Source organism: Pseudomonas sp. W2Jun17, from assembly GCF_023127795.1.
Lineage (GTDB): Bacteria > Pseudomonadota > Gammaproteobacteria > Pseudomonadales > Pseudomonadaceae > Aquipseudomonas > Aquipseudomonas synxantha_A.
Genome location: NZ_SPKO01000033.1, coordinates 249209 through 273043, shown reverse-complemented (window position 1 = coordinate 273043; position 23835 = coordinate 249209). Strand labels below are relative to the sequence as shown.

21 protein-coding genes are annotated in these 23835 nt (G+C 60.3%); 10 read left to right on the top strand and 11 right to left on the bottom strand.

Annotated features, from left to right (window positions below; translation table 11 throughout):
* Positions 1-88: 88 nt before the first annotated feature.
* Positions 89-1189: a glycine-betaine demethylase subunit GbcB gene (gene gbcB, locus E4O98_RS21300; protein ID WP_032879077.1), complete on the bottom strand. Its 1101-nt coding sequence runs from the start codon at positions 1187-1189 to the stop codon at positions 89-91.
* A 281-nt stretch (positions 1190-1470) separates the two neighbouring features.
* Between gbcB and gbcA the strand changes: the two genes are divergently transcribed.
* Entirely contained in the window at positions 1471-2766 is a 1296-nt protein-coding gene (gene gbcA, locus E4O98_RS21295; RefSeq protein ID WP_032879076.1) for a glycine-betaine demethylase subunit GbcA, read from the top strand.
* A 778-nt stretch (positions 2767-3544) separates the two neighbouring features.
* Here the strand turns inward: gbcA and E4O98_RS21290 are convergent.
* The 6 genes from E4O98_RS21290 to E4O98_RS21265 form a co-directional block, all read right to left on the bottom strand.
* The gene (locus tag E4O98_RS21290) at positions 3545-4315 is read right to left on the bottom strand and encodes an electron transfer flavoprotein subunit beta (RefSeq protein ID WP_248136181.1); all 771 of its coding nucleotides are present in this window, start codon (positions 4313-4315) and stop codon (positions 3545-3547) included.
* A 10-nt stretch (positions 4316-4325) separates the two neighbouring features.
* Entirely contained in the window at positions 4326-5546 is a 1221-nt protein-coding gene (locus E4O98_RS21285; RefSeq protein ID WP_032879074.1) for an electron transfer flavoprotein subunit alpha/FixB family protein, read from the bottom strand.
* Positions 5546-7486 carry a (Fe-S)-binding protein gene (dgcB, locus tag E4O98_RS21280; protein WP_248136179.1) on the bottom strand — a complete coding sequence of 647 codons (1941 nt, stop codon included), beginning with the start codon at positions 7484-7486 and terminating at the stop codon, positions 5546-5548. The genes E4O98_RS21285 and dgcB overlap by 1 nt, the downstream gene beginning before the upstream one ends.
* Positions 7487-7660: 174 nt before the next feature.
* Entirely contained in the window at positions 7661-9721 is a 2061-nt protein-coding gene (gene dgcA / locus E4O98_RS21275; protein ID WP_032879068.1) for a dimethylglycine demethylation protein DgcA, read from the bottom strand.
* Positions 9722-9736: 15 nt separating this feature from the next.
* Positions 9737-10267, bottom strand: a complete 531-nt coding sequence (locus tag E4O98_RS21270) for a DUF5943 domain-containing protein (protein WP_005792152.1) — start codon at positions 10265-10267, stop codon at positions 9737-9739.
* A gap of 52 nt (positions 10268-10319) precedes the next feature.
* A complete protein-coding gene (locus E4O98_RS21265) occupies positions 10320-11297 on the bottom strand; it encodes a dipeptidase (protein ID WP_005792153.1) in 978 nt (325 codons plus the stop codon).
* Between the two features lie 218 nt (positions 11298-11515).
* Between E4O98_RS21265 and E4O98_RS21260 the strand changes: the two genes are divergently transcribed.
* The 3 genes from E4O98_RS21260 (at position 11516) to E4O98_RS21250 (ending at position 13080) form a co-directional block, all read left to right on the top strand.
* Positions 11516-11917, top strand: coding sequence for a lysozyme inhibitor LprI family protein (locus E4O98_RS21260; protein WP_005792155.1), 402 nt, complete (start codon positions 11516-11518; stop codon positions 11915-11917).
* 94 nt (positions 11918-12011) lie between these two features.
* A complete protein-coding gene (locus tag E4O98_RS21255; RefSeq protein ID WP_032879060.1) occupies positions 12012-12626 on the top strand; it encodes a hypothetical protein in 615 nt (204 codons plus the stop codon).
* Positions 12627-12663: 37 nt separating this feature from the next.
* Positions 12664-13080 (top strand): DUF3010 family protein, encoded by a 417-nt coding sequence (locus E4O98_RS21250; RefSeq protein WP_148854078.1) that lies wholly within the window; start codon positions 12664-12666, stop codon positions 13078-13080.
* A 31-nt stretch (positions 13081-13111) separates the two neighbouring features.
* Here E4O98_RS21250 and E4O98_RS21245 read toward each other — a convergent pair whose 3' ends face one another.
* Both E4O98_RS21245 and E4O98_RS21240 read right to left on the bottom strand, forming a co-directional pair.
* Positions 13112-14290 carry an ATP-binding protein gene (locus E4O98_RS21245; RefSeq protein WP_248136177.1) on the bottom strand — a complete coding sequence of 393 codons (1179 nt, stop codon included), beginning with the start codon at positions 14288-14290 and terminating at the stop codon, positions 13112-13114.
* Positions 14291-14358: 68 nt separating this feature from the next.
* Positions 14359-15303 (bottom strand): GlxA family transcriptional regulator, encoded by a 945-nt coding sequence (locus tag E4O98_RS21240; RefSeq protein ID WP_005792161.1) that lies wholly within the window; start codon positions 15301-15303, stop codon positions 14359-14361.
* Positions 15304-15496: 193 nt separating this feature from the next.
* Between E4O98_RS21240 and E4O98_RS21235 the strand changes: the two genes are divergently transcribed.
* From E4O98_RS21235 to E4O98_RS21215, 5 genes are all read left to right on the top strand, one after another.
* A complete protein-coding gene (locus E4O98_RS21235; protein WP_032879054.1) occupies positions 15497-16441 on the top strand; it encodes a choline ABC transporter substrate-binding protein in 945 nt (314 codons plus the stop codon).
* 73 nt (positions 16442-16514) lie between these two features.
* On the top strand, positions 16515-17402 hold the full coding sequence (locus E4O98_RS21230; protein WP_248136175.1) for a 3-keto-5-aminohexanoate cleavage protein: 888 nt from the start codon (positions 16515-16517) through the stop codon (positions 17400-17402).
* A 41-nt stretch (positions 17403-17443) separates the two neighbouring features.
* Positions 17444-18409, top strand: coding sequence for an L-carnitine dehydrogenase (locus E4O98_RS21225; protein ID WP_248136173.1), 966 nt, complete (start codon positions 17444-17446; stop codon positions 18407-18409).
* Between the two features lie 12 nt (positions 18410-18421).
* The gene (locus E4O98_RS21220; RefSeq protein ID WP_032879049.1) at positions 18422-18913 is read left to right on the top strand and encodes a thioesterase family protein; all 492 of its coding nucleotides are present in this window, start codon (positions 18422-18424) and stop codon (positions 18911-18913) included.
* 225 nt (positions 18914-19138) lie between these two features.
* Positions 19139-19402 (top strand): hypothetical protein, encoded by a 264-nt coding sequence (locus E4O98_RS21215; RefSeq protein WP_032879047.1) that lies wholly within the window; start codon positions 19139-19141, stop codon positions 19400-19402.
* An 88-nt stretch (positions 19403-19490) separates the two neighbouring features.
* On the opposite strand, the gene E4O98_RS21210 is transcribed toward E4O98_RS21215, so the two are convergent.
* The gene (locus tag E4O98_RS21210) at positions 19491-20594 is read right to left on the bottom strand and encodes a GlxA family transcriptional regulator (RefSeq protein ID WP_005792167.1); all 1104 of its coding nucleotides are present in this window, start codon (positions 20592-20594) and stop codon (positions 19491-19493) included.
* 445 nt (positions 20595-21039) lie between these two features.
* The gene (locus tag E4O98_RS21205; RefSeq protein ID WP_005792168.1) at positions 21040-22416 is read right to left on the bottom strand and encodes an L-serine ammonia-lyase; all 1377 of its coding nucleotides are present in this window, start codon (positions 22414-22416) and stop codon (positions 21040-21042) included.
* 416 nt (positions 22417-22832) lie between these two features.
* Between E4O98_RS21205 and E4O98_RS21200 the strand changes: the two genes are divergently transcribed.
* Positions 22833-23780: a choline ABC transporter substrate-binding protein gene (locus E4O98_RS21200; RefSeq protein ID WP_032879044.1), complete on the top strand. Its 948-nt coding sequence runs from the start codon at positions 22833-22835 to the stop codon at positions 23778-23780.
* The last annotated feature ends 55 nt before the right edge of the window (positions 23781-23835 follow it).

The window sequence follows — 23835 nt, the reverse complement described above, 5'->3', positions numbered from 1 at the left end:
ACCCTTGAAGCCCGCGCCGAAGACTCATGACCCTCGGCGCGCAGCCGACCGGCCATTCCCACGCTCCTGCGTGGGAATGTGCAGGGTATTAGAACTCGATGCGCACATCGCCCTTGGGCACGCTGCAGCACGACAGGATGTAACCTTCGGCTTCGTCTTCCTCGGTGATCCCGCCGTTGTGTTCCATCTCCACCTCCCCGCCCAGCTTCATCACCTTGCACGTGCCGCAGATACCCATGCCGCAGGCTTTGGGGATCAACAGGCCAAGCTTGGCAGCTGCTGCGTGGACAGTCTCGCCGGGGGCCACCCGAATGCTTTTGCCCGATGCGATGAACTCCACCTGGTGCAGATCCGCGAGGTCGATTTCCGGCGCATCCGCCGCTTGCTCGGCCTGCTCCACGGCGTCAGCCCGCGCTTCCGGCGGCGTCGCACCAAAGGATTCTTCGTGATAACGCGCCATATCGAAACCGGCGGTTTCCAGCAGGCGTTTCACTGCGCTCATGTAAGGCGTCGGGCCGCAACAGAATACTTCGCGCTCCAGGAAGTCCGGCACCATCAGTTCCAGCATCTTGTGATTCAGATAACCACGGTAGCCGGCCCAGGGTTCACCCAGGCCATGCTTTTCGCAAATCAGGTGCAAGCTGAAGTTGTCGATCCGCGACGCCATGTGCTCCAGCTCGCGGTGGTAGATGATGTCCTTGGGCGAGCGGGCGCTGTGAACAAAGGTCATGTCGACATTCGCGTTGGTGTCGTAGAACCAGCGCGCCATGGACATGACTGGGGTGATCCCCACCCCGCCGCTCAGGTACAGCACTTTCGGGCTGGGAAAGTCGATGGCATTGAACAGCCCCACCGGGCCGTGCACCGCCAGCTCCTGCCCTTCATGCAGCGTGTCATGCAACCAGTTGGACACACGCCCGCCCGGTACACGCTTGATGGTTACCGAAAAGCTGTAAGGCACCGACGGTGAACTGGAGATCGTGTAGGAGCGCATGATCGGCTGGCCTTCGATTTCCAGCTCCAGGGTGACGAATTGCCCGGGCTTGAAGAAGAACAGAATCGGCTGGTCAGCCATAAAACAGAAGGTGCGCACGTCCCAGGTTTCCTGGATGACTTTGACGCAACGGACGATGTGCCGACCATTGGCCCAGGTCTGGGTGGTTACCGGATTCAGGAAATTGCTAGACATGTTGTTCTCCACCGCCGACGTCGGCCTTATGGTGGCGATTCTGCGTAACGCCGGGGCCACCCATTTACCTATCTGCGACATTCACATACTTACGGCGACCAGCCCCCAAAGACAGGGCCTTGCGCGTCGGGATCAGATTGGGCCATGTCGCCCATGGATAAGGTTCGACCCAACGCCGGGCCCACACTCGCTCCCAACAAAGACGCGTTCTTTACGCCTTGCTGCAAACCTGATCAGCCACTATTCGCCGGCCACACAGAATGGCCATGAGGACACACACGATGGACGTCACCGCAACCTTAAGCTTGGGCGATCCGCTGGAACCCGCACGCAAGGCCACCGCGCAAATGCTGCACGAGCGCGAGCGCACCTTTTCGCTGCCACAGCCGTTCTACTCTGATGAGCGGCTGTTTGATATCGACATGCAGGAGATCTTCCAGAAAGAGTGGTTGATTGCCGGCATGACCTGCGAAATCCCCACCAAGGGCAACTACCTGACCCTGCAAGTGGGCAAGAACCCGATCATCGTGATCCGTGGCGCCGAAGGCGTGGTGCATGCATTCCACAACGTCTGCCGCCACCGTGGTTCGCGCTTGTGCACCAGCGAAAAGGGCAAGGTCGCCAAACTGGTTTGCCACTACCACCAATGGACCTACGAACTGGACGGTCGCCTGTTGTTCGCCGGTACCGAGATGGGCGCCGACTTCGACATGAAGCAGTACGGCTTGAAACCGGTAAACGTGAAGACCGCCGGCGGCTACATTTTCATCAGCCTGGCCGAGACCCCGCCGGCCATCGATGACTTCCTGTCGACGCTCAGCCATTACATGGAACCCTACGACATGGAAAACACCAAGGTGGCGATCCAGACCACCTTGTTCGAAAAAGCCAACTGGAAGCTGGTGCTGGAAAACAACCGCGAGTGCTACCACTGCAACGCGTCGCACCCGGAACTGCTCAAAACCCTGCTGGAATGGGACGACGTCACCGACCCGCGCGCCGACCAGGCGTTCAAGGACCACGTAGCCGCCTCCGCCGCCGCCTGGGATGCCGAGAAGATCCCTTACGCCCACGCCAGCTTCGGCCTGCGTAACCGCATCGTGCGTATGCCGCTGCTCAAGGGCACAGTGTCGATGACCCTGGACGGCAAGCAGGGCTGCGCCAAACTGATGGGCCGCATCAAGAACCCGGACCTGGGCTCGATGCGCATCCTGCACCTGCCTCATTCGTGGAACCACTGCATGGGCGACCACATCATCGTGTTCACCGTGTGGCCGATCAGCGCCCAGGAAACCATGGTCACCACCAAGTGGATCGTGCACAAGGACGCCGTGGAAGGCGTGGACTACGATGTGGAGCGCATGCGCCAGGTGTGGGACGCCACCAACGACCAGGACCGTCGCCTGGCCGAGGAGAACCAGCGCGGCATCAACTCCACCGCATACCAGCCTGGCCCGTACTCCAAGACCTATGAGTTTGGCGTGGTGAACTTTGTGGACTGGTACAGCGAGCGCATGTTGAACAACTTGGGGGCCGCGCCTGCGCCGTACCTCAAAGGTGTGGCTGCACACGAGTAACTGACGCCCTATGGATCAAAAATGTGGGAGGGGGCTTGCTCCCGATAACGGAGTATCAGCCAATGCATGTGCAAGCTGAGCCATCCCTATCGGGAGCAAGCCCCCCCTCCCACACTTCAAGCAGACGCTGCCTACTATTTGATCAACTCTCGCGCAGACCGCTAACACCCTGCCCTCCAGCCTTTGCCCAACAACTTATCCACAAAGCCACCCACAGCAATTGTGGGCAAGTCGGTGTGCGGCTTAAATTAAATCAAGAAAATCCGTGACTTATTTGAAACCAAGGTATCCATCCTTACCTGATCATTTATTGATCATATCTGTGCAGACCTTGATTCATATGGTCTACAGCACTAAGCGAACACCTTATCCACAGATGCACCAACAGACTTTGGGGGCAACTTTATCCAACCTGTGGAAAAGCGCACAAACCCTGCATAAATCGGGCTCCCCAGGGTTTTAATGCAGAAAAAAGCCGAAATTGATCGATTTTTGATCGACCCTCTGAAAGCCTTTGTTTACATGGATTACAGAAGATAGCGAACATCTTATCCACAGATGCGCCAACAGACTTTGGGGGCAAGTCAGTACTGCCAACCGGGAAAACTCCTGGAAAAACCGCAGTTTAGGCTGGCTATTTTTCGTACAGAGGGCTGCAAGGCTTGATACATAGGGGGTGTGGGCAACCGCAAACAGGTTATCCACAAGCGGATCAACAGCGATTGTGGGTAAACCGCAGAACTCATGCGGGAGGGAGCGCGCCCCCTCCCACAGCGGATCAGCGTACGACACCCTCTTCAATCAACAGCTTGAGAATCGCCTGAGCGCCCTCTTCAGCACTCACACCCTTGAGCACCTGCCCACCACCGCCACTGGCCTTGGCCGTGGCAGCCTTCATACGGTCGGCGCCGCTCTTGGCCTTGATCACCTTGAGACGCTTGGGCCTTGGCTTGGCCGGTTGCAGCAGGGCGCCTGTGAATAACTCGTCCTGTTCGATCTCCACCTCATGGGCCGCCAGTTCGCCACGTTGCGCTGGGCCGTATGCACTCTGGCGCGGTTTGGGCGCAGCGTTATCCACGGTGGCCAGAAACGGCAGGCGCACTTTAAGGCGCCGCCGCTGGCCGCGAGGCAAGGCTTGCAGTACATGGGCGACGCCCGCGTCGATGGATTCCACCTGGGCCACCCCTACAATCAACGGCCAACCCAATTGTTCTGCCAGCAAAAACGGCAACATGCCCGAGCCTTCGCCGGTTTCCGCCTGACTGCCGGTGAGTACCACCTGGGCGCCGGCGTCATGCAGGTATTCACTGAGTACCGGCAAGGCATCGGCGCCGGGCGGCTGTTCCAATACATGCAGTTGCGCCAGCCCCATCCCCAGGTAGCTACGCAAGGTCGGCTCGTTGATATCGCCGGCGTGCAGCACCTGCAACTTATCCCCAGCCATTTGCAGGCCCAGCTCGACAGCGCGGGCGTCCTGCTCCGCACGGCGCGGGCGCCCGGAAGTGGGGTGGGCGCCGATGGATACCAAGCTGATTACAGTGGTTGTCATGGTCATGTCCCTAAGCTGCATCGCGCTTGGCGCCGTTGCGGTAGGCCTGCACCGCATCGATCAAGGCTTGCAGAATCGCGGCGCTTTCGCCGATCACCGACAGGTCGGCACGCTTGATCATGTCGCAGGTCGGGTCGAGGTTGATCGCCACCACCTTGTCACAGGCCCCGATGCCTTGCAGGTGCTGGATCGCCCCGGAAATACCCACGGCCACGTACACCCGCGCCGTGACCCAGGTGCCGCTGGCGCCGACCTGACGATCACGCGCCATGAAGCCATCGTCCACCGCCACCCGCGACGCGCCCTCGGTGGCGCCCAGGGCTGCGGCGGTCTGGTGGAACAGCGCCCAGTCCTTCACGCCATTGCCACCGGAGAAAATGAATTCCGCTTCGGCCATGGGAATCGCCGCAGGATCCACCGCCACCGCCCCCAGGTCCTCGATACGCGACAAACTGCGCGCCAGGCTTGTGGATAACTCTACGGGCAGTACCTCATGCCGGGTCTCGCTGACCGGGTCGGCACACTCAACGGCCGCCAGGATCAGGCGCGGCAGCGGCCGGGCCAAATCTTGCTGGCCCGCCCCCGCACGGCCGATGCACTCATCGCCCTTGATTTGCCAAACGCGTGTCGCCGGGCGTTCCTTGAGGCTGGCGGCAAAGCGCCGACCCAATTCACCGCCGCCGCTGCGGCTGTCCGGCAGTAGCCAGTGGCGCGGATTGAACTGGTTATCCACAGCGCGCAGGCCTTGTACGCGTTGCTCCGGTGAATAACCGTCGAACGCGTGGCCGTCCAGTACCAGCAGGCGATCGACACCGGCAGTGGCGAAGGCGTTTTCCTTGTGTTCACCAAACACCACGGCCAGCACCGCGCCGTCGCTGCCAGCCAGTTGCCTGGCCAGGCCAAGCAAGTCACGGTCGTGGCTGCTCAAGCGGCCACCGACCATGTCCGGCACCACACTGATGTAGAACGCGGGCGTTGGCACCTGATGCAGTGGCAACTGTACCTCCACCGCCGCCGTACGCTTGGCCGCACCGCCCTGCTGGGCACCGCTGCGGTCAATACGCTTGATGCCGTTGGGGCCGATAAAACCGACACCGTGCACGTTTTTACGAATGATGCCGTTGGGCCCCATCCAGCTCTGCTGCACGGGCTGCATGGCCGCGTGCAAGGGGTGAAGACGGTTACGGGCGATCCATTCGGCCCGAGGGTCACGGCGAATAATGTCGCTCATCAATGCACCTCCGCGGGTTCACGTTTAGGCGCTTTTGCCGGCACAGGGTCTTCAAGCAAAGCGTCGGCCACAAGCTCGGCAATATCCTTGATCAATGGCCGCGGCTCGACCACACCTTCAAGCATCGCCGTACATTGCGGGCAGCCCACGGCCACCAGTTCGGCACCGGTTTCGCGGATGTCTTCCATGCGCATGTCGGGGATACGTTGCTTGCCGGGAATGTCAGTGATCGGCGCGCCGCCGCCACCGCCGCAGCAGCGCGAACGGAAGCCTGAGCGTTGCATTTCCTTGACCTCGATGCCCAACGCCCGCAGCACTTGGCGCGGTGCCTCGTATTCGCCGTTGTAGCGGCCCAGGTAACAAGGGTCGTGGTAGGTCACGCTGCTGCCTTTGTGCTGGCCCAGGTTGAGCGCGCCGTCGCCGATCAACTCGGCCATGAAGGTGCTGTGATGCTGTACGACGTAATTGCCGTTGAAGGCGCCGTACTCGTTTTTCAGCACATGGAAACTGTGCGGGTCGCAGGTAACAATGCGCTTGAAGCTATATTTGCCCAACGTCTGGATATTGCGCGAGGCCAACAATTGGAAAGTTGCTTCATCGCCCAGACGCCGCGCTACGTCACCGCTGTCGCGTTCTTCCAGGCCAAGTACCGCAAAGTCCACCCCCGCCGCCTTGAGCACTTTGACAAACGCCCGCAGGGTGCGTTGGTTGCGCATGTCGAAGGCACCGTCGCCGACCCAGAACAGCACCTCGCAGCTGCCCTTGTCACTGAGCAACGGCAGGTTCAGGTCCGCCGCCCAGTTGAGGCGACCGCCCGGTGCGAAACCGCCAGGGTTGTCGGTGGCAATCAGGTTTTCCAGGACTTCGGCGCCCTTGTTCGGCGTGGCACCTTTTTCCAGGGTGAGGTGGCGGCGCATGTCGACGATGGCGTCAACGTGCTCGATCATCATCGGGCACTCTTCCACGCAGGCGCGGCATGTGGTGCACGACCACAACGTCTCGGCATCCACCAGGCCATTGACGATCGGCTGATGCGGGTTACCGCCGTGTTCGCCCACCGGTTTGCCTGGGTATGGGCTACCGGCGAACTTGGCATCGGTGCCACCGGCCAGGCCGACGACCATGTCTTGGATAAGCTTTTTCGGGTTCAGGGGCTGGCCGGCAGCGAACGCCGGGCACGCTGCTTCGCACTTGCCGCATTGCACGCAGGCGTCGAAGCCGAGCAACTGGTTCCAGGTGAAATCCTTGGGCTTTTCCACGCCAAGCGGCGCGGTTTTATCACTGAGGTCCAGCGGCTTCAAACCAGTGGAGCGGCCACCGCCGAAGCGCTCGGCGCGGCGGTGCCAGGCCAGGTGCAGGGCACCCGCGAAGGCGTGCTTCATCGGCCCGCCCCAGGTCATGCCGAAAAACATTTCCGATACGCCCCACAGCACGCCCACGCTCAGCAGCGCAGCGAGCAGCCAGCCGCCAAAGTCAGCGGGCAGAATCCCGGCCACCGGCAAGGTCACCAGGAAAAAGCTCACCGAGAACGCCATCAGGCTTTTCGGCAGGCGCATCCATGGGCCCTTGGACAGGCGCGCAGGCGGATTGCGGCGGCGCAGGTACATGAAGATCGCGCCCACAAACATCAACGCCGAAGCCAGCAGCAAGGCATAGCCGAGAATGCGGTTCTGCAGGCCGAAGCCGTGCACCGCAATAGCCAGCAGCGCCGACAGCACAAAGCCCAGCGCCGTGGCGACGTGGGTATTGGCAATGTATTTGTCGCGGGCGACCACGTGGTGCAAGTCGACCATGTAGCGCTTGGGCATGGCCAGAAGACCGCCCAGCAGATCGACTTTGGATGCACGCCCACGGCGCCACATGTTCACCCGGCGCAGGGCGCCGAGGACCGCAAGGCCCAAAGCGGCAAACAACAGAATAGGCAGCAAGGTGTTCAACATGATGAAGCTCCCACAGACCACACAGGTCTACTGTGAAACTGGCCTTGAAATGTGGGAGGGGGCTTGCTCCCGATGGCGGAGTGTCAGTTGATACTGTTGTAGCTGACCCACCGCTATCGGGGGCAAGCCCCCTCCCACATTTGAACCGAGTCCACTTTTTGGTTCGGTGTCGGCTTAGAAATCCTTGCACAAGCGCAGGGCGTCGTAGATCGCAGCGTGGGTGTTGCGCTGGGCCACACAGTCACCAATGCGGAACAGCAAGTACCCTTCACCCGCTTCGCTCAGGCATGGCTGCGGCTTGATCGCAAACAGCGCTTCGACGTCGATCTGGCCCTTGTTGCGTGAGCCTTCCTTGAGCCCGTAGTAAAGGGCCTCGTCCGGGCGTACACCGTTCTCCACCACCACCTGGTCGACCACCCGCTCTTCTTTGGCGCCGGTGTATTCGTTTTCCAGCACTGCCACCAGCTTGTCGCCCTCGCGATAGACCTTTTCCAGCATCATGTCGCCGGTCATGATCACTTCCTTGGGGTACATGCTGCGGTAGTAAGTCGGGAACGACGTACCGCCAATTGCCACACCGGGCTTGATGTCGTCGGTGACGATTTCCACCTGGCAGCCTTTGTCGGCCAGGAAGTCCGCCACCGACATGCCGGTGAACTCGCAAATGGTGTCGTACACCAGCACGTTCTTGCCCGGCGCGACTTTGCCGTCAAGCACATCCCAACTGCTCACCACCAAGCCTTCGGCGGCGCCCCAATGTTCGTTCTGTTCGATGAACGGATGCCCGCCCACCGCCAGCACCACCACATCCGGACGCAGGTCCAGGATGGTCTCGGCATCCGCCGCCACGCCCAGGCGCAGGTCGACTTTCAAGCGCGCCAACTCCAGCTGGTACCAGCGAGTGATACCGGCGATCTGGTCGCGCTGCGGCGCTTTCGAAGCGGTGGTGATCTGCCCGCCGATGAACTCTTTTTTCTCCAACAGGGTTACGTCGTGGCCGCGTTCGGCGGCGACACGTGCAGCCTCCATACCGGCGGGGCCTGCGCCCACCACGACCACTTTGCGCTTGGCCCCGGTGGTTTTCTCGATGATATGCGGCACGCCCATGTATTCACGGGAGGTCGCGGCGTTCTGGATGCACAGCACGTCCAGGCCTTGATACTGGCGGTCGATGCAGTAGTTGGCGCCCACGCATTGCTTGATCTGGTCGATCTGGCCCATCTTGATCTTGGCAATCAGGTGCGGGTCGGCGATGTGCGCACGGGTCATGCCGACCATGTCCACATAGCCGCCTTCGAGGATGCGCGTGGCCTGGTTCGGGTCCTTGATGTTCTGCGCGTGCAGCACCGGAACCTTGACCACTTCCTTGATCCCAGCTGCCAGGTGCAGGAACGGCTCCGGCGGGTAACTCATGTTCGGGATCACGTTGGCCAGGGTGTTGTGGGTGTCGCACCCCGAGCCCACCACGCCGATGAAGTCGAGCATACCGGTGTCGTCGTAATACTTGGCGATCTGCTTCATGTCCTCATGGGACAAGCCGTCCGGGTGGAACTCGTCACCGCACAGGCGCATGCCCACGCAGAAGTCATCGCCTACTTCGGCACGCACGGCCTTGAGCACTTCCAGGCCGAACTTCATGCGGCCTTCAAAGCTACCGCCCCATTCGTCGGTACGCTTGTTGACCCGCGGGCTCCAGAACTGATCGATCATGTGCTGGTGCACGGCAGACAGCTCGACGCCATCCAGGCCACCGGCCTTGGCACGACGCGCCGCCTGGGCGTAGTTGCCGATCACGCGCCAGATTTCTTCCGGCTCGATGGTCTTGCAGGTGGCACGGTGCACCGGCTCACGCACGCCGGACGGCGACATCAGGGTCGGCCAATTGAAGCCGTCCCAGCGTGAGCGACGGCCCATGTGGGTAATCTGGATCATGATCTTGGCGCCATGCTTGTGCATGGCGTCGGCCAGGTTCTGAAAGTGCGGGATGATGCGGTCGGTGGACAGGTTCACCGAACTCCACCACTCCTGGGGGCTGTCGATGGCCACCACCGAGGACCCGCCGCAGATCGCCAGGCCGATACCGCCCTTGGCTTTCTCTTCGTAGTACTTCACATAGCGGTCGGTGGTCATGCCGCCGTCGGTGGCATACACCTCGGCGTGGGCGGTACTGAGCACGCGGTTGCGGATGGTCAGCTTGCCGATCTGGATCGGCGCAAACATTGCTTCGAAAGCCATGGCACGGTCCTCGGCTTACAACGGTTTGACGGTGAACAGGCCATCGTCGTGGCCCTCTTCGGAGCCTCCGTAGACTTGTTCGGCGACAGTGCGGATCTTGCTGCCACGGGCCTCAAGAATCTGGTCCATGGCACCGGCAAACCAGCCGGTGAACATGTAGTCGACTTTGCGCCCGACCTTTCCGTACACGTAGACGAACGCCGAGTGCTCAAGCTTGACGCTGGCGGTGCCTTTATCCAGGTCGATGTCCTGGATCTTGAACAGGCCCCAGCCACGTTGCGACAGGCGCTTCATGTAGTGTTCGAACACCGCGACGCCTTCCAGGCCGTGGCACTCGGCTTCTTTCTCACACCAGTGCCAGGCGGATTTGTAGCCGGCCTTGTAGAGGATCTCGGCGTAGGCATCAGCGCCCAGCACTTCTTCGATACCCATGTGGTTGTTGACGAAGAAATGGCGCGGCACGTACAGCATGGGCAGGGCGTCGGAGGTCCAGACACCGGTTTCGCTGTCGACTTCGATTGGCAATTGCGGGGCGATCTTGGCCATGGAAACTTAACTCCAGAAAAATTCGTTGTGGTGTTGCCGATAGGTGTCTGGCTTATTCGCCCCAGACGTCCTTCAAGACGTTGACCCAGTTCTCGCCCATGATCTTGCGTACCACGCGCTCGGGGTGGCCACGCTTGAGCAGGGTCTCGGTGAGGTTGGGGAATTCACCCACGGTGCGGATGCCCAGCGGGTTGATGATCTTGCCGAAGCTGGTCAGGCGGCGGGCGTAGCCCTTGTCATGGGTAAGCATTTCAAAGAAATCCTGGCCATGCCCCTGGGTGAAGTCGGTGCCAATGCCGATGGCGTCTTCGCCGACGATATTCATGGTGTATTCGATGGCTTCGGCGTAGTCGTCGATGGTCGAATCGATGCCCTTGGCCAGGAACGGCGCGAACATGGTCACGCCGACAAACCCACCGTGGTCGGCGATGAACTTGAGTTCTTCATCGGACTTGTTGCGCGGGTGTTCCTTGAGCCCGGACGGCAGGCAGTGGGAATAGCACACCGGCTTTTTCGATTCGAGGATGACTTCTTCGCTGGTCTTGGAACCGACGTGAGACAGGTCGCACATAATGCCGACACGGTTCATCTCGGCGACGATTTCGCGCCCGAAGCCCGACAACCCGCCGTCGCGCTCGTAGCAGCCGGTGCCCACCAGGTTCTGGGTGTTGTAGCACATCTGCACCACGCCAACGCCGAGCTGCTTGAAGATCTCGACATAGCCGAGCTGGTCTTCAAACGCATGGGCATTCTGGAAGCCGAAGATGATGCCGGTCTTGCCCTGTTCCTTGGCACGGCGGATGTCGGCGGTGGTTTTCACCGGGATCACCAGGTCACTGTTCTCGCGGATCAGGGTCTGGCTGGCGACGATGTTATTGATCGTGGCCTGGAAGCCTTCCCACACCGACACCGTGCAGTTGGCGGCGGTGAGGCCGCCTTTGCGCATGTCTTCGAACAGGTCGCGGTTCCACTTGGCAATAATCAGACCGTCGATAACGATGCTGTCGGCGTGCAACTCGGCTGGGCTCATCAGGCGTCCCCTTATTGGCGATTCATGCGCCGAATCGTCTGCCGGCGCTTTGGGGCCAGCATATGCCCAGGGACAACCCGAGCCGGGTGCAAAAACGACAGGGGAATTGCCGAAAGCGTCAATCCACGACAAAGGCTGTGCAGACATGCCTGACGGGCGACTGTTCTTTGTCTTACGCTTGAGCCAGAATTGCGCATCACGTGATATGAGACGGCGCAATGAAATCGATTTTCCTGGCTTTGGCACTCATCGCAACCGGCGTTCACGCAGCCGAAGACACCGACAGCACGCCGTGCGACGGCATCGAAAACGACAAACAGACCCTGGCCTGCGCCGCCTACAACAAAACCACCGCCGAGCAATTGCTCAAGGATAACTATCAAGGCCTGCTGGAGCGCATGGCTTCAACCTACGGCAGCGACAAGACCAAACTGGCCGACATTACCGCCCGTCTGAAGGACGCCCAGCAGAAATGGGAAAAACTGCGTGATGCCGATTGCGCGGTGGACACCTTCCCGGCGGTCAATGGCAGCAAGGAGTATGCGATTGCGCAGAATGATTGCCTGGCGCGGATGAGTGATGAGCGGTCGGAGTTTTTGGAGTCGATTGGGCAGGAGTGATTTGCGCACCCTATTGGCCAAGCAAGTCCCACGCTGCTTTTGCGCGCTCGTCAAATTTAACGATGCTTTCCCTCTCAAGGATGAGTACTGAACAATGCAATGGTTTCCTACCCCTCCCACCGACAACCTGTACAAATTTGCCGCTGTTTGCGGCTTGCTGATGCTCGGCGGCGCGCTGTTTGCCATCCTGTCATTGGCTTACCTGGATTATCGAATCGAAGTACAGACCAACGCGTCTCTGGACAACTTTTCAAACCAGCATAATCAGAGATTATTCGAAAACCGCATCACCGCTCTTAAAGAGGGTGACACCGAGAAAGACTATATCCCGCAGCTTTCAAAGAAATTAAATAACGATCCGGATTTTTTAGCAGCTGCATTGAAAATCCAGTCAGAGCTGAAGGCCGGCTACAAACCTGCTGATCCTGACACCCTCGATCTTGTATTTAACTTCGTACGTGCTCGAGAGGCGCTTTCATTGATCGCCCTCGTCATATACGCCCTCGTCGCATCATGGCTAACCGTATTTGGCCTAAGCGGCTGGCGCAAAAAAATCCACGGGCCAAACGAGCGCCAAAATGAACTCGACGAAGAAATCAAGAAAGCCAGTTTGTTGAAATTGCACATTGAGATCTCTCAAATGCAGCCCATGAGCGAAACCGTAAAGAAGCTGTTTGAGCTTGGCGGTATCATGCGCCCCGATAAATAACTTACCCATGAGCATTTTCTGGGGCGCGGAGCATTCCATGACTACTTGCGGCATCGAAATCAAAGGCAGCGAAGCCATCATCGCCCTCGCCGCTCTGGACAACCAGGCACTGACCCACATCGCCCTGGCCACCAAGAAAATCGCCCTTGATGACGACGATGAAGCGGCCAACGTCAAAGCCTTCGCCGCCCAGGTAAAGGCCTTCGTGCAGGCGAACGCCATTACCCGTATCGCGATCAAGAAGCGCAGCAAAAAAGGCGAGTTTGCCGGCGGCCCGACGACGTTCAAGATTGAAGGGGTGTTTCAGTTGCTGGACGGGGTGGAGGTGACGCTGCTGTCGCCGCAGACCATCAATGCACAGAACAAGAAGCACACCTTTGATCTGCCCGCGACGCTGAACAAGTACCAGCATGAAGCCTACAAGGCGGCATGCTCGGCCCTGGTAAAGAAATAAGCCACACCCGCTCTCTTTAGGAGCCGGCCTTTTAGCGCGGTGCAGGGCTCTTGTGTTGCAGCCAGTCACCGAAGGTTTTGTCCTCCAGGGCATAGCCGCCTCGGCTCGACTTCCACACCAGTTCCTTGTCGCGCAGGGCATCGATGCAGGCCTGGATGGTCTGGGTACCCGGCACCACGTCGCTACCCATCTTTTCCAGCGCCTTGCTGACAGCCGTGAGGGTGCTATCGGTGAATGGCGCGAAGGGTTCGTTGTTTTGAGAACGCTCCACCATCACCTCCAGCACGGCGCGCTGAGGGATGGTCAGGGCGTTCCAGGCGCTTTCGAACTCGGTCCATACACCCGCGCGCAGCAGTTCTGCACGACTGTGCAGCAGTTGGCCCAGATTGCTCGCCTCGCCCAGCTCCAATGCGACTTCACCGATGATCGTGCGCAACATCTCGGGACGCCGACCTACCCGCTCAAACGCCTCATCAATATCAGCCGCGTTGAATTGGTTGTTCTTGGCCAGGTGCGCGTTGAGGTGCACGGTGTAGGCCTGGGTGAACGCTTTGCCCAGCAGCGGAAACGGCGTGATGCTGGAACCGAAGAATGGCTGGCTTTTACCCAATACCAAATGGGCGAGCTTGTCGCGATTGGATCCGGTAAACACCAGGCGCAAACCGCTGCCCTCCTCGTCACGGCCTTGGTTGAGCTGATCCCGGGCAGCCTTCAACGCGAACATCGCATTGATACCTGATTTGGTGGTTAATGCGTGCTGTGCTTCGTCAATCACCAGCACAACGGGTTTTCCTGCAGCCCTATGGAGCAATTCCAACGCTTGGGTCAGCGTCGCACCGACAGGCAATTGTGGCTTGGTAAAGTCCCAGGAAAGCGTACGCAGAAAGCTTAGTTTCTCGATGCCAATGTTCTTTGCCAGTTTGCGAATGCCCTTTTCAAACGGCACCAACGCCCCCGCAATGGCACTCGCGATCAGCTCGGCGGGGTCTTTTTCCTTGTTGGCCCACAGGTCGACATACACCGCCAGCCAGCCCCGGAGCTGACATTCCGGAATCAGGTCTTCGCGCAGAAAAGTGCTTTTTCCCGTGCGTCGGGGCGCCGCGAGAAACAGGCCAGAGGTGAAATCCTGAATACCGGCCCCCACCAGGCCATCGGCAATACTGCTTGCCAGGGTGGGGCGGCGAAACACAAAGCCGCTGTGCGTGGACATGGTTTTATACTCAATTATGGAAAGGACTATAAATTATAGCGATAAGTATAATTGACTATAATTGTCCGTCAAACCACCTCCCGTCGCCGATCCTCCCTAGGACACTTGGCAAACCTGGCGCGATAGCTGCGGGTGAAATAGGACGGCGACTCAAACCCACACGCAATGCTCACTTCCAGCACACTCATGTCGCTCTGGCGCAGCAGTTTCCGGGCTTTCTCCAGGCGCAGGCCGAGATAAAAGTTGCTCGGGGTGTCGTTCAGGTGCAGACGAAACAGGCGCTCCAGTTGGCGCCGGGTGACCTTGATCGCGTCGGCCAGGGCCAGGGTGCTCAGGGGCGGTTCGGTGTGTTGCTCCATTTCGCCGATCACGTGCACCAGTTTCTTGTTGTTGATGCCGTAGCGCGTGGCGATCTGCATGCGCTGGTGGTCTTTGCGTGGGCGTATACGGCCGAGCACGAATTGCTCCGAGACCTGGACCGCCAGTTCCGAGCCGTGGGCCTGGGCGATCAGATCGAGCATCAAGTCGATGGACGCGGTGCCGCCGGCGCAGGTAATGCGGCGACGGTCGATCTCGAACAGTTCCTGAGTCACGCTCAACTGCGGATAGGCTTCCTTGAAGGCGTCGATGGCTTCCCAGTGCAGGGTCAGGCGGTGGCCATCGAGCAGCCCCGCTTCGGCCAGCACACAGGCGCCGGTGTCGATGGCGCCCAAGGTCACGCCGTCGTGATCGAGGCGACGCAGCCAATGCTCCAGCGCCGGGGTGGAGCATTGCAAAGGCTCGAAACCGGCCACCACTAATAATGTGGCGCCTTTTTCCAGCGGCTCCAGCGCGGCGTCGGCGTTGACCGACATACCGTTGCTCGCCAGCACCGCACCGCCATCTGCACTCAATATGTGCCAGCGGTACAACTCGCCACGAAAGCGGTTGGCGACCCGTAACGGTTCCAAGGCCGAGATAAAACCGATGGCCGAAAAACCCGGCATCAGCAAGAAGTAGAAATCCTGGGACATGGTGGCGCTCTCGTGGGGCGGGCAGCGTGGCACTGTGATACTCCCGTTCATGCACGGATTCAAGGGGACAGGTCGCTGCAGTGCAAGAGCCGGTCGCCGTCGTGCGCTTTGTGGTTCGCCAAGCTGCGTAACGTGGCGTCACGGTGCACAAAGACACCGGCCCCCACAATAACGACCTGCCGAGGGACCCACCATGAACCGACTGATCCGCCGTTGCGTACTTGCACTCAGCGCCAGCGCCGTTTTGAGCACTAACGCCATGGCAGCGGATGCCGCTTCATGCCAGAACGTACGCATGGGCGTGGTGAACTGGACCGACGTGATCGCCACCAGCGCCATGACTCAAGTGCTGCTCGACGGCCTCGGCTACAAGACCAAACAAACCAGCGCCTCCCAGCAAATCATCTTCGCCGGTATCCGCGACCAACGCCTGGACCTGTTCCTGGGCTACTGGAACCCGCTGATGACCCAGACCATCACGCCGTTTGTCGAGGCCGGGCAGGTCAAGGTCCTGGATAAACCCAGCCTGGAAGACGCGCGCGCCACCCTGGCGGTGCCGACTTATCTGGCGGACAAGGGCCTGAAGACCTTCGCTGACATCGCCAGGTTCCAGAAAGAGCTGGGCGGCAAGATCTACGGCATCGAGCCTGGCTCGGGTGCCAATACCCAGATCAAGGCGATGATTGCCAAGAACCAGTTTGGCCTGGGCAAGTTCCAACTGGTGGAGTCCAGCGAAGCCGGCATGTTGGCCGCCGTGGACCGCGCCGTGCGCCGCAAGGAAGCCGTGGTGTTCTTTGGTTGGGCGCCGCACCCGATGAACGTGAATGTGGCGATGACCTACCTCACCGGCAGCGAAGACGCCCTGGGGCCGAACGAAGGCCGGGCCAGCGTATGGACCGTCACGTCGCCAACCTACGCCGAGCAGTGCCCCAACGTGCACACGCTGCTGACCAACCTGACGTTCACCGCCGCCGACGAGAGCCGCATGATGCAGCCGCTGCTCGATCACAAGGATGCCCTGGAATCCGCCAGGCAGTGGCTCAAGGATCACCCTCAAGACCAGCAGCGCTGGCTGGAGGGCGTGACCACGTTCGATGGCAAACCCGCAGCCGCCAACCTGAAACTCACCAGCAAATAACCTTCTCCGAATCACCGTTTCGCGGCCACTTGAGACCGCGAACGGCACCACCACGCCTGTAAGGAACCGCCTCATGAACCACGACGTCATCATCACCTGCGCACTCACCGGTGCTGGCGACACGACCGCCAGAAGCCCGCACGTGCCGGTCACCCCCAAACAAATTGCCGCCGCCGCAGTAGAAGCCGCCAAGGCCGGCGCCACCGTGGTGCACTGCCATGTACGCGACCCGTACACCGGCAAATTCAGCCGCGATGTAGCCTTGTACCGTGAAGTGATGGAGCGCATCCGCGAGGCCGACATCGACATCATCGTCAACCTCACCGCCGGCATGGGCGGCGACCTGGAAATCGGTGGCGGCGAGAACCCGATGGACTTCGGCCCCAACACTGACCTGGTCGGCCCACTGACCCGCCTGGCGCATGTGGAGGAGCTGCTGCCGGAGATCTGCACCCTGGACTGCGGCACCCTCAACTTCGGCGACGGCGACACCATTTACGTGTCCACCCCGGCGCAACTGCGGGCCGGCGCCAAGCATATCCAGGCCCTGGGCGTAAAGGCCGAGCTGGAAATTTTCGACACCGGCCACCTGTGGTTCGCCAAGCAGATGATCAAGGAAGGGCTGCTCGATAACCCGCTGTTCCAACTGTGCCTGGGCATTCCCTGGGGCGCGCCGGCCGACACCACCACCATGAAAGCCATGGTCGACAACCTGCCCGCCGACGCGGTGTGGGCAGGGTTCGGGATTGGTCGCATGCAAATGCCGATGGCCGCGCAAGCGGTGCTGCTGGGCGGCAATGTACGGGTGGGCCTGGAAGACAACCTGTGGCTGGACAAAGGCGTGCTCGCCACCAACGGCCAGTTGGTGGAACGCGCCCGTGAAATCCTCAGCCGGCTGGGTGCGCGGGTCATGACCCCGGCCGAGGGCCGAATCAAGATGGGCCTGACCAAACGCGGTTAAACATGTGGGAGGGGATCCCCGAACTCTTTAGGAATGTGCCAATGAGCTTTATCACTGACATCAAAACCTTCGCTGCCTTGGGCAGCGGTGTTATCGGCAGCGGTTGGGTATCCCGTGCCCTCGCCCACGGCCTGGATGTGGTCGCCTGGGACCCTGCCCCCGGTGCCGAAGCAGCCTTGCGCAAACGCGTCGCCAATGCTTGGGGTGCGCTGGAAAAACAAGGCCCGGCAGCGGGTGCCTCCCAGCATCGGCTGCGCTTTGTCAGCACCATCGAGGAGTGCGTCAAGGACGCCGACTTCATTCAGGAAAGCGCCCCGGAACGCCTGGAGCTCAAGCTGCAGTTACACAGCCAGATCAGCGCGGCGGCCAAGCCGAATGCGTTGATCGGTTCGAGCACGTCCGGGCTGTTGCCAAGCGAATTCTATGAAGGTTCGACCCATCCGGAACGCTGCGTGGTCGGCCACCCGTTCAACCCGGTTTACCTGCTGCCCTTGGTGGAGGTGGTGGGCGGCAAGCGCACTGCGCCAGAAGCGATCCAGGCGGCCATCAAGGTGTATGAATCCCTCGGTATGCGCCCGCTGCATGTGCGCAAGGAAGTGCCCGGTTTTATTGCCGACCGGCTGCTCGAAGCGTTGTGGCGCGAGGCGCTGCACCTGGTCAATGACGGCGTGGCCACCACCGGCGAAATCGATGACGCGATTCGCTTTGGCGCCGGCTTGCGCTGGTCGTTCATGGGTACCTTCCTCACCTACACCCTGGCAGGCGGTGATGCCGGTATGCGGCACTTCATGGCGCAATTCGGCCCGGCGTTGCAGTTGCCATGGACCTACCTGCCAGCACCGGAGCTGACCGACAAGCTGATTGACGACGTTGTCGATGGCACTAGCGATCAGTTGGGCCAACACAGCATTTCGGCGCTGGAGCGCTATCGTGATGATTGCCTGTTGGCAGTGCTTGAGGCGGTGAAAACCACCAAGGTCCGGCACGGCATGACCTTCGCCGAATAAAGGGAACCGATAATGCCCGCATTGACCACCTATACCACCCGAGTCCTTCCCGACTGGGTGGACTACAACGGCCACCTGCGCGACGCGTTCTACCTGCTGATCTTCAGCTACGCCACCGACGCGCTGATGGACACCCTGGGCCTGGACAGCGACAACCGTGAAGCCAGCGGCCACTCATTGTTCACCCTGGAGCTGCATCTGAACTACCTGCACGAAGTGAAACTGGGCGCCGAGGTTGAAGTGCACACCCAACTGATCGCCCATGACGCCAAGCGCCTGCACCTGTATCACAGCCTGCACCGGGTGGGCGATGACAAGGAACTGGCCGGCAATGAACAGATGCTGCTGCACGTCGATCTGGCCGGGCCGCAAGCTACACCGTTCACCGAGGCCACGCTGCAACGGCTCGACGCGATCAGCGCTGCACAGGCCGAGCTGCCAAGGCCCGCCCTGCTTGGCCGTGTCATCGGTTTGCCGGCAAAAAAAGCCCCGAGCCAGCCGTGACTGGATCGGGGCAGAGGGGCCTTGTGTGAGCTGTGCATCTGGAGGGTGACCAAACCGTCAAGCTGCGTGCCTGGGATCAGTGTGCCTATTAACCGTATTGCCAAGTGACCCGAAAACGACCTGTTCATAGCCATCCAAGCCATTGCTCGATTCTGCTCTTGCCCACCCAGCGGGGGCCAACCAGAATCCAGGTCAATCCCTGTTCCCTACACCAGGATAAACGTCATGATGCACGCGGATTTGATTGACCAGGATGACCTGCTGAGCCAACTGCGCTCGCTGGGTTTTGAAGTATCCAGCGGTACCACCGCCGAGCAGGCGTGTGAATGTGCGGTGCGCGGTTTGAGCGAGGCGCGGGCCAAGGCGCTCAAGGGCATGGTTGAAAAAATGTACAGCGGCAGTGCGACGATTTTGCCGGCGGTACGCCAGGCGATCGACAAGCAGTTGTTGCCGGCGCTGATGCAATTCAAACAGAACTCCGGCGCCTGAAAATACCGCTATCGCAGGCAAGCCAGCTCCCACAGGAGAACGCATTCCAAGGTGGGAGCTGGCTTGCCTGCGATGCAGACGACTCGGTTTAGAGCCTTACACTGGCAAACGTCGACTCGTTTCTGGCCTGGCTCAACGCCGACATCGGCCCCGACAACGGTGACAACACCAGTGCCTGCGGAATCGGCATCATCGCCACTTGCTGGGTAGTGTTGGAGCCGACACGTTCATCGCGTGGCGGTATGCCGAAGTATTCGCGGTAGCACTTGGAGAAGTGCGGCGTGGACACGAACCCGCACACCGACGCCACTTCGATGATCGACATCGGTGTTTGCTTGAGCAACTGCCGCGCACGGATCAGGCGCAGCTTGAGGTAATAACGCGACGGCGAGCAGTGCAGGTATTTCTGGAACAGCCGCTCCAACTGGCGGCGCGACACGGCGACATACACCGCCAGTTCATCCAGGTCGATCGGCTCTTCCAGGTTGGCTTCCATCAGCGCGACGATTTCCTGCAGCTTCGGCTGGTTGGTGCCGAGCATGTGCTTGAGCGGCACGCGCTGGTGATCCTGTTCGTTGCGGATGCGTTCGTAGACGAACATCTCGGAGATGGCAGCCGACAATTCACGGCCGTGGTCGCGGCTGATCAGGTGCAGCATCATGTCCAACGGCGCAGTGCCGCCGGAGCTGGTGAAGCGGTTGCGGTCGAGCGTGAACAGACGCGTGCTCATCGCGACGCGCGGGAAGGCTTCCTGCATCGACGCCAGGCATTCCCAATGCACGCTGCAATCAAAACCGTCGAGCAAACCCGCGCAAGCCAGCGCCCAACTGCCGGTACACACGGCACCCAGGCGACGGGATTGACGCGCCTGGCTTTGCAGCCACGACACATGCTCACGGGTGACCGTGCGCTGGATACCCACACCGCCACAGACGATGACCGTGTCCAGCGCTGGCGCTTTGTGCATGGAGGCGTCCGGGGTAATTTGCAGGCCGTCGCTGGCCCATACCTGGTTGCCGTCCACGCTCAGGGTTGTCCAGCGGTACAGCTCGCGACCGGACAACTGGTTGGCCATGCGCAGGGGTTCCACGGCCGACGCCAGTGAAATCAGCGTGAAATTGTCCAGCAGCAAAAAGCCGATGGATTGAGGCGCACGGTTCTGGGGTTGGGCCCCGGAGTTGAACGACGTCATCGCGGTATCTCCTCACACAAAGCGGGTGATGGCCTCAGGCGAGGCTCTTGTTATTGCGCTCATCCCCTGCGAGGGGAGAGAGGCTTTGAATTGACAGAGCAAATGCCATGCCGAAAATTGAATGGCTATTCAATAACTCCTGAAAACGACCTGTTGATGCGTCTATATAAGCCCGCGCGTGGGGTGCGGGATATGACGTGAGAAGGGTGCTACTCAAAGCGTGTGAGCAAATCGGTAGCACTTGTGGGAAGGCGCTTTGCGGGCGTAGGACATGTCTGTCACCCAAAGCACAATGCGCAGGTGACGAGAGGGAAATCGTTTGGTAGCTACTTATCTGTTTGCGACGCGCTAAAAGGTGGCGTTTTTTGATCTGGTGTTCACTTTATGAGCAATTGTGTCTGCACTATTGCTATCGGGGGCAAGCCCCGATGCAGGCGACTGGGTCTCAGCACTCAACCGCACTCACCGCCAACCCACCGCGTGATGTCTCTTTGTACTTGTCATGCATATCGGCCCCGGTATCACGCATGGTGCGGATCACCCGGTCCAGGGAGATAAAGTGCTGGCCGTCGCCGCGCAGGGCCATTTGCGCCGCGTTGATGGCCTTCACCGCCGCAATCGCATTGCGCTCGATACACGGCACCTGTACCAGGCCGCCGACCGGGTCGCAGGTCAGGCCGAGGTTATGTTCCAGGCCGATTTCAGCGGCGTTGCACACCTGCTCCGGCGTGGCACCTAGAATCTCCGCCAAGCCAGCTGCGGCCATCGCGCAAGCCGAGCCTACTTCACCCTGACAGCCGACTTCAGCACCGGAGATCGAAGCGTTCTTCTTGCACAAGATACCTACCGCCGCCGCGCCGAGCATATAGTCGACCACGTTGGCTTCGGTGACCTCCTCACTGAACTTCATGAAGTAGTGCAGCACTGCCGGGATGATCCCCGCCGCGCCATTGGTGGGCGCCGTCACCATGCGCCCACCGGCGGCGTTTTCTTCGTTGACCGCAAGGGCGAACAGGTTGACCCACTCCATGGCGCTCAAGGTCGAGCCGATCACATTGGGTTTGCCCAGCTCTTGCAAACTGCGATGCAACTTGGCGGCGCGACGGCGCACATTGAGGCCGCCGGGCAGGATGCCTTCGTGCTTGAGGCCCTGCTCCACGCAATCCTGCATGGCGCGCCAGAGTTTCATCAGGCCGCTGCGGATTTCTTCTTCGGAGCGCCAAGTCTTTTCGTTCGCCAGCATCAGTTCGGCGACGCGCAGGTTGTGGGTCTTGCACAGCTGCAACAGCTCCACCGCACTGGAAAAATCGTAAGGCAATTCGGTGCGGTCCATATCGGCCACGCCGCTTCGGGCCTGGGCCTCATCCACCACAAAGCCGCCGCCGACCGAATAGTAGGTATCGCGATGCAGTTCGCCGTCATCACCCCATACCACCAGGGTCATGGCGTTGGGGTGGAACGGCAGGTTCTCGTCGAGCAAGCGCATGTCCCGCGCCCACACAAATGGCACCGGCAAGCGGCTGTCCAGCAACAGGGTGTCGGTTTCACGCAAGGTTTGAATGCGTACGCCGATTTGCGAGGGGTCGATTGCGTCCGGCCACTCGCCCATCAGGCCCATGATGGTTGCGGTGTCACTGCCATGGCCGATGCCAGTGGCAGACAACGAGCCGTACAGTTGCACTTCGACACGCCGAACCCGTTCCAACAGTTCACGCTCACGCAACGCCTGCACGAACAACGCCGCGGCGCGCATGGGGCCCACGGTGTGAGAACTCGAAGGCCCGATGCCGATCTTGAACAGGTCGAAAACGCTGATAGCCATTAACGTGTAACTCCTCGATAAGCGCGGGCCGGGCTTGAACGAGGTGCTACGCTCAGATCGCCCAGATGGCGGCATCATCAAGCTTTTGTTGCTCGCCACGGCGTCTCACACCGACGCATCCATGCTCACCAGCGTCGCTCGCGTGCGAACGCCTGTTTTGGCCGTTTTTTGCGGTGCAGATGGGTAAAAACAGCAGTTTTACCTTGGGAAAAAGCTGTAAGCGACGTCATCGGTACTGGATGCGACCCTCCCTGTACTGGATACGACGCCCCCTGTAGGCGTCAGATTTTCACTGGTACATGATCAGTCTCGACTCGTTTGCAAGGCACCGCGCCAGAGCTGTTCTCGCACGCTCCAACCGCAACACTTATAAAGCGCGGCGAATGCCGCCAGAAAAGACACAGGAGTCTACCCCGATGAAAGGTTCACCCTCGTTGTTGTTGGCCGCCATGCTGAGTCTGCCCGTCATGGCACACGCCGCAGAACCGGAACAGTGCAAGACCGTCAACTTCTCCGATGTCGGCTGGACCGACATCACCGTCACCACCGCGACCACCAGCGAAATCCTCAAGGGCCTGGGCTACAAACCGCGCACCACGATGATTTCGGTACCGGTGACCTACAAGTCCCTGGCCGACGGCAAGAACATGGACATCTTCCTCGGCAACTGGATGCCGACCATGGAAAACGACATCAAGCAGTACCGTGATGCCGGCACCGTGGAAACCGTGCGCGCCAACCTGGAGAACGCCAAGTACACCCTGGCAGTCCCACAGGCGCTGTACGACAAGGGCCTGAAAGACTTCGCCGATATCGCCAAATTCAAGGATGAGCTGGGCGGCAAGATCTACGGCATCGAGCCGGGCAACGACGGCAACCGCACTATCCAGACACTGATCGACAAAGACGCCTTCGGCCTCAAGACCGCCGGCTTCAAGGTGGTCGAGTCCAGCGAAGCCGGGATGCTCTCCCAGGTTGAACGCGCCTCCAAGCGCAACCAGGCCATTGTGTTCCTCGGCTGGGAACCGCACCCGATGAACACCCGCTTCAAGATGAAGTACCTGACCGGCGGCGACGATTCGTTCGGCCCCAACTATGGCCAGGCCACCATCTACACCAACACCCGCAAGGGCTACACCCAGGAATGCAGCAACGTCGGCCAGTTGCTGAAAAACCTGGTGTTCACGCTGGACATGGAAAGCACCCTGATGGGTAACGTCCTGGACGACAAGATGAAGGCCGACGCCGCCGCCAAGGCCTGGCTGCAGAAGAACCCGCAAGTGCTCGACACCTGGCTCGCCGGTGTCACCACCGTCGATGGCAAACCAGGGCTCGATGCCGTCAAAGCTTACCTCGCCAAATAGCACCCGCTGACCCCGGGCCGGTGCGCTGGCCCGGGATGTTTTCCCCTTCGCATGT

What these genes read in the sequence shown, in the direction of transcription:
- gbcB (WP_032879077.1), bottom strand. Translation starts at nt 1,189, where the DNA reads ATGTCTAGCAATTTCCTGAATCCGGTAACCACCCAGACCTGGGCCAAT.
- gbcA (WP_032879076.1), top strand. Translation starts at nt 1,471, where the DNA reads ATGGACGTCACCGCAACCTTAAGCTTGGGCGATCCGCTGGAACCCGCA.
- E4O98_RS21290 (WP_248136181.1), bottom strand. Translation starts at nt 4,315, where the DNA reads ATGACAACCACTGTAATCAGCTTGGTATCCATCGGCGCCCACCCCACT.
- E4O98_RS21285 (WP_032879074.1), bottom strand. Translation starts at nt 5,546, where the DNA reads ATGAGCGACATTATTCGCCGTGACCCTCGGGCCGAATGGATCGCCCGT.
- dgcB (WP_248136179.1), bottom strand. Translation starts at nt 7,486, where the DNA reads ATGTTGAACACCTTGCTGCCTATTCTGTTGTTTGCCGCTTTGGGCCTT.
- dgcA (WP_032879068.1), bottom strand. Translation starts at nt 9,721, where the DNA reads ATGGCTTTCGAAGCAATGTTTGCGCCGATCCAGATCGGCAAGCTGACC.
- E4O98_RS21270 (WP_005792152.1), bottom strand. Translation starts at nt 10,267, where the DNA reads ATGGCCAAGATCGCCCCGCAATTGCCAATCGAAGTCGACAGCGAAACC.
- E4O98_RS21265 (WP_005792153.1), bottom strand. Translation starts at nt 11,297, where the DNA reads ATGAGCCCAGCCGAGTTGCACGCCGACAGCATCGTTATCGACGGTCTG.
- E4O98_RS21260 (WP_005792155.1), top strand. Translation starts at nt 11,516, where the DNA reads ATGAAATCGATTTTCCTGGCTTTGGCACTCATCGCAACCGGCGTTCAC.
- E4O98_RS21255 (WP_032879060.1), top strand. Translation starts at nt 12,012, where the DNA reads ATGCAATGGTTTCCTACCCCTCCCACCGACAACCTGTACAAATTTGCC.
- E4O98_RS21250 (WP_148854078.1), top strand. Translation starts at nt 12,664, where the DNA reads ATGACTACTTGCGGCATCGAAATCAAAGGCAGCGAAGCCATCATCGCC.
- E4O98_RS21245 (WP_248136177.1), bottom strand. Translation starts at nt 14,290, where the DNA reads ATGTCCACGCACAGCGGCTTTGTGTTTCGCCGCCCCACCCTGGCAAGC.
- E4O98_RS21240 (WP_005792161.1), bottom strand. Translation starts at nt 15,303, where the DNA reads ATGTCCCAGGATTTCTACTTCTTGCTGATGCCGGGTTTTTCGGCCATC.
- E4O98_RS21235 (WP_032879054.1), top strand. Translation starts at nt 15,497, where the DNA reads ATGAACCGACTGATCCGCCGTTGCGTACTTGCACTCAGCGCCAGCGCC.
- E4O98_RS21230 (WP_248136175.1), top strand. Translation starts at nt 16,515, where the DNA reads ATGAACCACGACGTCATCATCACCTGCGCACTCACCGGTGCTGGCGAC.
- E4O98_RS21225 (WP_248136173.1), top strand. Translation starts at nt 17,444, where the DNA reads ATGAGCTTTATCACTGACATCAAAACCTTCGCTGCCTTGGGCAGCGGT.
- E4O98_RS21220 (WP_032879049.1), top strand. Translation starts at nt 18,422, where the DNA reads ATGCCCGCATTGACCACCTATACCACCCGAGTCCTTCCCGACTGGGTG.
- E4O98_RS21215 (WP_032879047.1), top strand. Translation starts at nt 19,139, where the DNA reads ATGATGCACGCGGATTTGATTGACCAGGATGACCTGCTGAGCCAACTG.
- E4O98_RS21210 (WP_005792167.1), bottom strand. Translation starts at nt 20,594, where the DNA reads ATGACGTCGTTCAACTCCGGGGCCCAACCCCAGAACCGTGCGCCTCAA.
- E4O98_RS21205 (WP_005792168.1), bottom strand. Translation starts at nt 22,416, where the DNA reads ATGGCTATCAGCGTTTTCGACCTGTTCAAGATCGGCATCGGGCCTTCG.
- E4O98_RS21200 (WP_032879044.1), top strand. Translation starts at nt 22,833, where the DNA reads ATGAAAGGTTCACCCTCGTTGTTGTTGGCCGCCATGCTGAGTCTGCCC.